Below are 9,072 nucleotides of genomic sequence, written 5' to 3'. Positions count from 1 at the left end.
CCTCATCCGAGCAGCAAGCTCCAGCATATCTTCTTCTTTCAACATCATCAAAGGGTGAAATCCTGCGAATTCATGAGTCTGAGTGAGGAAACTGAATCATTTCGAGGGAGCTTAACCCAGAATCCATATGGCGGATCAAGGGGCGACAGCGTCGACCCGATGTGATTTTTATAAGCTCTTATAAATTTCTTTAATAATCGGAAATGCTCTATCCTCAAGAATCGAAATCTCTTGGAGCATCGCTTTGCATTGTTCGCGATCTTTCAGCTCTTGACCAGGTGGTTCAGTATAAGAATAAGTCTCCTTCAACACTTCATATCTAGATGAAACTTTCCTATAAGTATCCATGAGTTCATCGACCAACTTAAGATTTAGTCCTTGAATTCTATCTTTAATTTCATTTAAAAAAATAATAACATGCTGCCTCGCCTCTCTTAAGATTTCAATAAACAGACTAAAGAAATACTTGTCCAGCTCATTTCCTTCTATCGCATCGATCCAACGCCCATAGGCTTTTGACCCAACGAGATACGTTTTACCACCACATTGATAGCTTCCCATTTCGTTTAATCGGATGACGAATTCGAGCGCCTCTTTAAGAGACTCACGATCATCCCTGGATTGAGCCTTAGCTGCCCAATGCAGAGATATTAACCCACTCGTATGAACCACCTGAGATGCCGTGCGACTATTTATACAATTAATACAACGACAATAACTGGATCCTAATAAGTTCCAAGGGATTACTTCCTCGCTATGCTGATGCCCTGTATGCCAAGAGTATGTATAATATCCAACTTCATCATATCCATGAATAACCGTAATTTGATTAGGTTGATCTATATTTTTGGCAAACACGGGTTGCTTGGCGTTAATAGCAAGTTTTGCTTTCTCCCATGCCTCGGCCTGCAATCGCTCAAACTCGTCACCCTCAGCAGTAACGTGGTAACCCGAAATTTCTATCCCAAGATTGCGAGCCAATCGGAAAACATCAGGCTCAGGCGGCCCGCCATTCGGTTCAACCAGGTTGTCACCAAGTACATGCAGGAAAGCAAGACCTGTCATGCCATAAATCCATGAAGTACTTAACGGAATTTGATAGTAGTCAGCAACCGACTTTATCGCACCGACATGCGTAGAATCGATACCTGCAAAACTGTAATTTTCTAATTTTCCAAGGTAATTAGGCTGAATGATCATATCCCCTTTCATAAGCACACCCCTCGCACAATGATTGGATAGTATGTATTTACATATTATTCCAAACATCTCTTTTTCCTGCAATAGGCTCAATATATCTGTCTAGGTCAATCCATTCCGAAAAATGAGCTAAACTGCCCTTTAGCTTAATGACAAATGGAGCAGCTGCCACCGGCAAATGCTCAATGAATCGTTGAACTATCGTTCCCCGTTAGTTCAAAGAACAGTTCATCAACAAATTATCACTTCACTCTTTCGGAAATATTTTTACTTATTTCTTCAGGATTTTCAACTCCAATGATCAACTTTGATATTTTGAACTTACCAACTTGAAAGCTATTCAAATCTAAATGAAGAGTTTCAAGCTCATTTTCAAAAAAGTGCAGTTGATAACCACCATTTGATCTAAATAACCCACTTCTCATTCCTCCTAATAAAGCGCCATATAGTTTAAAAGCATTTGGTATCGGTCCACCTGTTGTTATTCCCTTGATTGAAGAGTATGGAATTTTCAACCCTTTATTTAATTTTAAAAAAGTTGAGTTCCCAAGGTCGATATATACGTAGGTTTCCATTAGTTGAATTTTACGTTCCATATTTTGAATCCCCCATTTTCAAATAATCCATTTATTTTACAACCCACAATTACATATAATACCATTAAAAACCTCTTTTCTTCATAAAAGTCTAAGCTCTGCCCGTTAGCGTAGCGAAGGGCTGCCGCGTGGCAGCCCTTCAGCATTGTGCTATCGTTCTTACTGTTAGCTTAACGATAGTCGTCCACTGGCTGCTGTTCGCTCTATTTAGTGAGATCTCTTATGGCAGTAAGCATTCGAGTTGCTGTATCAATCGATCTATGGTCTTGAACAATCACCTCTTCAAAAGTATTCTCAAATACCTCTATGATTTGTCTTTCAAGTTTTATTACATCTAAGTCGTCCATATGTTTAGTAATATATATCGATATTGTTCTAATTTCCGATTCATATTCGTCCTCTGGGCATTCCATTGCTAACAGCTGGACGGGATCCCATAGATCGATATATCTTTTTACAATCTCAATAACAGGCTTTGGATCAAAGGAAAGGTTGTTAATATATTCCTTTTCCTCGTTTACTTCTTTTTGTACAATCTTCATTTTTTCATCAAATGAAAGATCTTTATTGAATTTCGTCATATGTCCTCCAACTCCGTTTTATAAACCCTCAAATTTTCCAAGTATATCCTATGCGTAAATAACAATGGATTTGTTGCGTTAATCTGCCCTTTAGCTTAATGAAAAATGGAGCAGTTGCCACCGGTAAACTGCTCCAAGATTCTTTGAACTATCGTCTCCCGTTAGCTCAATAGTCTTATGTTTTAATTAGATTCGCTGCTTATAGTTTGAGGCTTGCCGAACACCTAATGCAGTGACGTCCCTACTGGCTTAGGGGGCTGGATGTGGTCACTAGCTTCTTAGAGTGACCCGAAGCGTCAATATGGAGTTAGTCGAAGGAAGTTCTTGAAGAAGCCATTGCATTTAACGCGTTCTCAAAATAGCTATATACTTCATCTGCAATTCCCAGAAACTCTTCAACAAGTACATTATTACTATCCAAGTAACAAGCATAGAGATAATCAACTAAAGCGGAGTCAATCTTACAATAGTTTAATATGGCATTCTTCATCTTAATAATGTCATCTTGCCATACACCTGTATCTTCTAAAATTAAAGAGTATAATGCACGAATTAATCTCTTAGAGTAACCTTTAATATATCTAATTTTCATTGTGTTATCACTAGCATTAGAAAGTGAACTACGTACACGATCTACTTCCTCCTTGGTCTCTGTATTTAAGTCTAAAATGAACTCTGGAGAAATAATTATCGGTGGTACTTTTTCACCAACGTCATGACCATATATGCAAACACAAATTATCTTAATCCAAAAACCCCACTCATTTGGTTTGCTTAATACATCGTCAATCGAGCAAATTATCGTATCAATCTTAGTTAGTAATGGATATTCTTCCAACAGCCTGTCTTTAATATTTGACAATCTTTCGTAATCAATATCATTGGGATTTACACATACAATAGTAAAGTCTGCATCTGACTTAAAAGGTTTAGCAGTTCCTTTTGGAATCGAGCCACACATATAAATGCTATGAATCTTACCTTTAAATTCGATAAGTAAATTATCTATATACTTATCGACAAAATCCTTATATTCACTTTGTATTACAATTCTTTTTAAAACTTTTTCTAATAACATATAGACTCCTCCCAAAATAAAAAACGCCCCAGAGCATCTGCTCTGGGACGATTATAATCGCGGTACCACCCATGTTGTTGTAACATTCACAACCAACTCGTTTGGACTGTAACGGGTCCTACCGGTGGATATTAACCACACTCCGGAACTGGCGTTTCAAACGATTTCTCCAAAGGTTCTTTCAATCAAGGAACCTCTCCCTGTGTGGCGAAAAATGATTTACTTGTGTTCCATCAGCGCATTAACCTATTGGTTAAATATTACATCTTTAGATGAGCTCTCGTCAATACAATCCTGCCCGTTACTTCAATGAGCAACGGCAGCCGACCAAATTGCCGGCTGCCGTTGTGTCTTCATTCAACTATAGTCTCCCGTTAGTGAAACGAAGCTTCCAAAGGTCTTATAATAATTAATGGGAAAATGAGTAGTCTCAGTAAATGATTTGTTATGATGAATAAAAACATGAGGAGAGATAAAGATGAAGTACGCGTTCTTTACGAGTGTAGTATTATTAATTGCTCTCTTTTTGTTTTTCAATTATGGCCTCTATCAATATGTAAACTATGACCAAAGAACTCCTATAAGAATAAATCGGTTTACCGGGGAAACCCAGTTGCTTCAACCAGATGGCACTTGGGGGGCAAGCAGTCAGCCATCAGGGGGTTCTGGAGCGTCTGCTGTACAAACAACTCCAACGACACCAGAAGAACCTCAAACGTTCCCAATTCCTTTATTGAGTCCAACCGAAATAGATTCTACCTCAGGAAAGTTTTTTATTCCTAAGTTGTTGGTAGAGAATATAACATTTTATGCTGCAAGTAAAGGCAATGTATTAACATTCACATGGGATAACTGGCGTGAAGATAAAGTAACGGTTTATGTTAATGGAGAAGTAGCGAAAGACACCGATTTCGGTGATGAAAACTGGAAATGCTTTGTTCCTTTAAAGGACGGGAAAAATCAAATAGAAATACATATATCCAATCAGATTTTTATTTACTCTGTAGTTTATGATCCGAACACTCCTTAGCGTTCTATGACTCTCGAGTAACGTCGAGTGTATTTTATGTTGATGTTTAATGGCAGAGATGTTGACGTTTGTATTATTCCTAAGCTGCGCTAAACTGCCCGTTGCTTCAATGGAAACGGCAGTTGATCTTTTGACCGGCTGCCGCATATCGTGATTGAACTATTGTCCTCTAGCCAAACTCGAACAGTCGTATAGATGCCGTAGCTGCAGAATTACCTGAGTATGAATTGATCCAATCGATACCACGGCATTGGCACCAGAATTGCTGCAACAATTCTGGCTGAGGTCGGAGACTGGTGAATCGAACCCAGTTTTGCCCAATCTTTATTTTCCATTAACAAACTTTATTTCTCTTCATCATCACATGAATGAAGGTTGTAAAAAATCATCGTTCCCTCCCCAAAACCTAACGCTCACGTAAGGATTGTGAAATATATCACAAAAGTTCAATCTCTCGTCATAAATATTGTGAAATAAATCACAACGGTCGTTTATAATAACGATATAACGGTGAACGTAAGGTATGGACAACGAGCCTAACCGCTTCGAACCGCTTGTATCGCATCGATTCGTCCGTTGCCGAGCACACCGCATTCCATGCAGAAAGAAGGGATTCCCTATGGCCCGTGAACCTCGTTCCGGGAAGGATATCAGCCCCGGCCGTGTCGCCAAGCAAGAGAAACGACTCATCGTTCTATGTATCGTCGTCGCAGTGATCATGCTGTTATCCTTGTCCCGCTATCTGTTCGAATGATGAGTAAGGCGCCCGGAAACGTCCAATACTATACCAAGCTTTGGGAGGGATCAAGATGCTGCTAAGCGGTTACGATCCGGTCATGTACAGCCGGATTCTTACGGGAGTCACGCTCGCGTTTCATATTATATTCGCCACGATCGGCGTCGGCGTGCCACTCATGATCGCGCTTGCCGAATGGATCGGCATCAAACGAAACGACGATCATTATCTGCTCATGGCGCGCCGTTGGGCGCGCGGGTTCGTCATCACGGTCGCCGTCGGCGTCGTGACGGGCACGGCCATCGGCCTGCAGCTCAGCCTGCTGTGGCCGACCTTCATGCGGGTAGCGGGCCAGTCGATCGCCCTGCCGCTCTTCATGGAGACGTTCGCTTTCTTCTTCGAGGCCATTTTTCTCGGCATTTATCTCTATACATGGGAACGCTTCAAGAAGAAGACGACGCATCTGCTGCTCCTGATTCCGGTCGTTCTCGGTTCCTCGGCTTCGGCCTGCTTCATTACGATCGTCAACGCATTCATGAATTCGCCTGCAGGCGTGACCGTAAAGGACGGCAAAATCGTCGATATCTCCCCGTTCGGCGCCATGCTGAGTCCGGCCATGCCGACGAAAGTATCGCATGTGCTCGTAACGGCCTACTTAACCTGCGCGTTCGTGCTCGCGGCAATTGCCGCCTGGTCGCTCTTGAAAGGCCGCAACCACGTCTACTATAAGAAGGCGCTGAAGCTGACCATGATGTCCGCCTTCGTCTTCATTATCGCAAGCGCCGTAATCGGCGACTTGTCGGGTAAATATCTGGCCAAGTACCAGCCGGAGAAGCTCGCGGCGATGGAATGGCATTTCGATACGTCGAAGCAGGCGCCTCTCGTGCTCGGCGGAATCTTAACGGACGACAACGAGATCAAATACGGCTTCAAAATCCCGTTCGCGCTTAGTATTCTCGCCCACGGCCTGCCGAATGCGGAAGTAACCGGCCTGAACGACATTCCGGAGGATGAACATCCGCCGCTCTATATCCACTATCTGTTCGATTTGAAAATGGGCTTCGTCGCGATGATGGTCATCATCGCCGGCGCCTTCATGCTGCTCCTGTACCGCAAACGCAGCGCCGCCTTCAGCAACAAATGGATGCTGCGCGGCATTATCCTTGCCGCCCCGCTGGCCATGATGACGATCGAGCACGGCTGGATCTTCTCGGAAGTAGGCCGCCAACCTTGGCTGCTCCGCGGCATTATGCGGACGTCGGAAGGCGCCACGACATCGGATCACGTGGATACGATGCTCATCGTATTCGTTCTGCTCTACATCGTACTCGGCGTATCGGCCGTTACGGTGCTGATCCGCATGTTCCGCAGCAATCGAGCCGAAGATGAGATCGAGGCTAAGGGCTTCAAAGGAGGCGACGAGCAATGAGTTATGAAGTGCTCGGCATTACCGTGCTCTGGATTTTCTTATTCGGCTACTTGATCGTCGCTTCGATTGATTTCGGCGCAGGCTTCTTCAGCTATTACAGCGCGGTTACCGGCCAGCGGCATTTGATTAACAATATCATCGAACGCTATCTATCGCCCGTATGGGAAGTCACGAACGTGTTTCTCGTCTTCTTCTTCGTCGGCATCGTCGGCTTCTTCCCCGACACGGCCTACTATTACGGCACCGCCCTGCTCGTCCCGGGCAGCGTCGCGATCGTCCTGCTGGCGATTCGCGGCTCGTATTACGCCTTCAACACGTACGGCACGAACAAGAACAACCGCTTCTACATGCTGCTCTACGGCGCAAGCGGCCTGCTCATTCCCGCTTCGTTGTCCACGGTCATGACGATCTCGGAGGGCGGCTATATCGAGGTCAGCCCTAGCGGCGGCGTGACCTTCCTGTACGGCAAACTGTTCAGCTCGACGTATTCCTGGACGGTCGTCCTGCTCGCGCTCGTGAGCGTGCTGTATATATCGGCGATGTTCCTCAGCTACTACGCCGATCGGGCCAATGACCGCGGCGCCTTCGAGGTGGTCCGCAAATACGCGCTCGCCTGGAGCGGACCGACGATTCTGTGCAGTCTGCTCGTATTCTTCGCGATCCGCGGGCATAACCCGGTCCATTTCGATCAAATGAAGCATTACGCCTGGATGTTCGTTCTGTCGTTTGCCTGCTTCCTTGTGGCGATCTACCTCTTATGGACGCGCAAACGCCTCGGGGTCGCCTTCGTCTTCGTCATGCTGCAGTTCGGCTTCGCCTTCTTCGGCTATGGCGCGGGCCACATGCCGTACGTGCTGTATCCGTACCTGACGATACACGACAACTTCACGAGCGAGCCGATGGCCCTTGCGCTCATCGCGGTCTTCATTCTCGGGCTGCTGCTGCTCATTCCATCGCTGTACCTGCTTATGCGGCTGTTCTTGTTCGATACGAAATACGTACAGGGCAAGCGCGCCAAATAGCTGTCGGGAACCCAATAACGTTTGGCAAGAAATCAAAACGGAGGTTGTTGTCCATGATCGAGAAATTTCTCATCTTTGTCGCGCCGTTCCTCGTCGTCCTGCTTTGCGTCGGCTTCTTGTTCTGGTGGGGCGCACGCAAGCCGAAGCCGGGTCAGCCGTTATAAGAACCGCCTTTTCCGCGCACGCTATAGACGCGCCGTTTGCCGCAGCCCTCTCGCTGCGGCAAACGGACACTAGCATGCCAAGCAAAGGAGCCTCACTACGATGACATCATCCAAGAACCGCCGCGAGAACGCGTGGAAAGGCCGCAAACAGAATCAGAAGCCGCACGGCGAGGTCAAATCGCTGGCCGAAATTTCGGACGAAGGCTCCTCCGGCATCGCCGGCTACGAGAACGCGCGGAATAACGGCGACTAGACGGTTCGCCGGCAAACGAAATAGGAGCAGATGGCCTAAGCGCATCTGCTCCTTGTTTATTAGATTTCAAGCTTGCGGTTGCTGATCCATTGGACCATCTCCGGATCGTTATGCGAGAAGAACAGGCTTTGCTTCGTGTCTAACGTGGCGATCGACGACATATCCTCCTGGCTGAGCTCAAAATCCAGGCTGTCGAAGTTTTCGGCGATTCGATCTTTCCGAACGGACTTCGGAATGACGACGACATCTCTTTGCGTTAACCATCGCAATACCACCTGCGCAACGGATTTATTATATTTTTGAGCGATGGATACCAATAATTCATGCTGGAACAAATCATTTCTGCCTTCCGCGAAAGGCGCCCAGGATTGAATCTGCACGTTGTGTTCTTTCATGAATGCCGCGCTTTCGATCTGCTGGTTAAACGGGTGCGTCTCCACCTGGTTGACGGCAGGAACGACCTCATGATGAAGGATCAAGTCGATCAGGCGATCCATCTGGAAGTTGCTGACGCCGATGGCCCGAACCTTGCCTTCCCGATTCAATTCCTCCATCGCGCGCCATGAGCCATAGATATCGCCGAACGGCTGATGGATCAAGTACAAATCCAAATAATCCAATTGCAAACGTGCCAATGATTTATCAAACGCCAGCTTCGTTTGCTCATATCCGGTATCCTGGACCCAAAGCTTCGTCGTAATAAATAGTTCCTCTCTTGGCACGCCGCTCCGTTTGATGGCTCGGCCGACGGCTTCTTCATTCAGATAAGAAGCGGCCGTATCGATCAGCCGATAGCCCGCCATAATCGCGTCGTACACGCTTTGCTCGCATTCGTCGTGATCCCTGATTTGATAGACGCCGAATCCGAGTATCGGCATCTCCACGCCATTGTTCAAGATTACGTTGTGCATATGGAACCCTCCCGATCATTATTCTATTCCGCAGCCTGATTCACATCCTTAGTATGCACCCGTTGCTCGAAC

General features: G+C 45.8%; 11 protein-coding genes and 1 other annotated feature. Of the genes, 6 read left to right on the top strand and 5 right to left on the bottom strand.

Translation table 11 applies throughout. The features are described 5' to 3' along the window. Positions 1-168: 168 nt before the first annotated feature. From AC0YNU_RS31180 to AC0YNU_RS31165, 4 genes are all read right to left on the bottom strand, one after another. Complete coding sequence (locus tag AC0YNU_RS31180; RefSeq protein ID WP_475763629.1) at positions 169-1,212, bottom strand: hypothetical protein; 1,044 nt, start codon at positions 1,210-1,212, stop codon at positions 169-171. Positions 1,213-1,442: 230 nt separating this feature from the next. Next, positions 1,443-1,796 (bottom strand): hypothetical protein, encoded by a 354-nt coding sequence (locus tag AC0YNU_RS31175; protein WP_475763627.1) that lies wholly within the window; start codon positions 1,794-1,796, stop codon positions 1,443-1,445. A 203-nt stretch (positions 1,797-1,999) separates the two neighbouring features. Further along, entirely contained in the window at positions 2,000-2,377 is a 378-nt protein-coding gene (locus AC0YNU_RS31170) for a hypothetical protein (RefSeq protein WP_475763625.1), read from the bottom strand. A 307-nt stretch (positions 2,378-2,684) separates the two neighbouring features. Continuing rightward, on the bottom strand, positions 2,685-3,455 hold the full coding sequence (locus AC0YNU_RS31165) for a nucleotidyltransferase domain-containing protein (RefSeq protein WP_475763623.1): 771 nt from the start codon (positions 3,453-3,455) through the stop codon (positions 2,685-2,687). Positions 3,456-3,495: 40 nt separating this feature from the next. Beyond that, positions 3,496-3,701, bottom strand: a binding site (T-box leader). Positions 3,702-3,933: 232 nt separating this feature from the next. Between AC0YNU_RS31165 and AC0YNU_RS31160 the strand changes: the two genes are divergently transcribed. The 6 genes from AC0YNU_RS31160 (at position 3,934) to AC0YNU_RS31135 (ending at position 8,089) form a co-directional block, all read left to right on the top strand. Further along, positions 3,934-4,485, top strand: a complete 552-nt coding sequence (locus AC0YNU_RS31160) for a hypothetical protein (RefSeq protein ID WP_475763621.1) — start codon at positions 3,934-3,936, stop codon at positions 4,483-4,485. Positions 4,486-5,104: 619 nt separating this feature from the next. Further along, positions 5,105-5,239, top strand: coding sequence for a hypothetical protein (locus tag AC0YNU_RS31155; protein ID WP_275589194.1), 135 nt, complete (start codon positions 5,105-5,107; stop codon positions 5,237-5,239). A 55-nt stretch (positions 5,240-5,294) separates the two neighbouring features. After that, positions 5,295-6,650: a cytochrome ubiquinol oxidase subunit I gene (locus AC0YNU_RS31150; RefSeq protein ID WP_475763619.1), complete on the top strand. Its 1,356-nt coding sequence runs from the start codon at positions 5,295-5,297 to the stop codon at positions 6,648-6,650. Next, positions 6,647-7,672, top strand: coding sequence for a cytochrome d ubiquinol oxidase subunit II (locus tag AC0YNU_RS31145; RefSeq protein WP_475763617.1), 1,026 nt, complete (start codon positions 6,647-6,649; stop codon positions 7,670-7,672). Before AC0YNU_RS31150 ends, AC0YNU_RS31145 begins: the two co-directional genes overlap by 4 nt. A gap of 56 nt (positions 7,673-7,728) precedes the next feature. Further along, a complete protein-coding gene (gene cydS / locus AC0YNU_RS31140) occupies positions 7,729-7,836 on the top strand; it encodes a cytochrome bd oxidase small subunit CydS family protein (RefSeq protein WP_420831476.1) in 108 nt (35 codons plus the stop codon). Positions 7,837-7,936: 100 nt separating this feature from the next. Continuing rightward, on the top strand, positions 7,937-8,089 hold the full coding sequence (locus AC0YNU_RS31135; protein WP_475763615.1) for a DUF6254 family protein: 153 nt from the start codon (positions 7,937-7,939) through the stop codon (positions 8,087-8,089). Positions 8,090-8,148: 59 nt separating this feature from the next. Here AC0YNU_RS31135 and AC0YNU_RS31130 read toward each other — a convergent pair whose 3' ends face one another. Next, positions 8,149-9,000 carry an aldo/keto reductase gene (locus AC0YNU_RS31130; RefSeq protein WP_475763613.1) on the bottom strand — a complete coding sequence of 284 codons (852 nt, stop codon included), beginning with the start codon at positions 8,998-9,000 and terminating at the stop codon, positions 8,149-8,151. Between the last annotated feature and the right edge of the window lie 72 nt (positions 9,001-9,072).

This window comes from Paenibacillus sp. J31P316 (genome assembly GCF_056269105.1).
This window is presented reverse-complemented; position numbering and strand designations above follow the sequence as displayed.

What these genes read in the sequence shown, in the direction of transcription:
- AC0YNU_RS31175 (WP_475763627.1), bottom strand. Translation starts at nt 1,796, where the DNA reads ATGGAACGTAAAATTCAACTAATGGAAACCTACGTATATATCGACCTT.
- AC0YNU_RS31180 (WP_475763629.1), bottom strand. Translation starts at nt 1,212, where the DNA reads ATGAAAGGGGATATGATCATTCAGCCTAATTACCTTGGAAAATTAGAA.
- AC0YNU_RS31160 (WP_475763621.1), top strand. Translation starts at nt 3,934, where the DNA reads ATGAAGTACGCGTTCTTTACGAGTGTAGTATTATTAATTGCTCTCTTT.
- AC0YNU_RS31155 (WP_275589194.1), top strand. Translation starts at nt 5,105, where the DNA reads ATGGCCCGTGAACCTCGTTCCGGGAAGGATATCAGCCCCGGCCGTGTC.
- AC0YNU_RS31135 (WP_475763615.1), top strand. Translation starts at nt 7,937, where the DNA reads ATGACATCATCCAAGAACCGCCGCGAGAACGCGTGGAAAGGCCGCAAA.
- AC0YNU_RS31130 (WP_475763613.1), bottom strand. Translation starts at nt 9,000, where the DNA reads ATGCACAACGTAATCTTGAACAATGGCGTGGAGATGCCGATACTCGGA.
- AC0YNU_RS31150 (WP_475763619.1), top strand. Translation starts at nt 5,295, where the DNA reads ATGCTGCTAAGCGGTTACGATCCGGTCATGTACAGCCGGATTCTTACG.
- AC0YNU_RS31165 (WP_475763623.1), bottom strand. Translation starts at nt 3,455, where the DNA reads ATGTTATTAGAAAAAGTTTTAAAAAGAATTGTAATACAAAGTGAATAT.
- AC0YNU_RS31145 (WP_475763617.1), top strand. Translation starts at nt 6,647, where the DNA reads ATGAGTTATGAAGTGCTCGGCATTACCGTGCTCTGGATTTTCTTATTC.
- AC0YNU_RS31170 (WP_475763625.1), bottom strand. Translation starts at nt 2,377, where the DNA reads ATGACGAAATTCAATAAAGATCTTTCATTTGATGAAAAAATGAAGATT.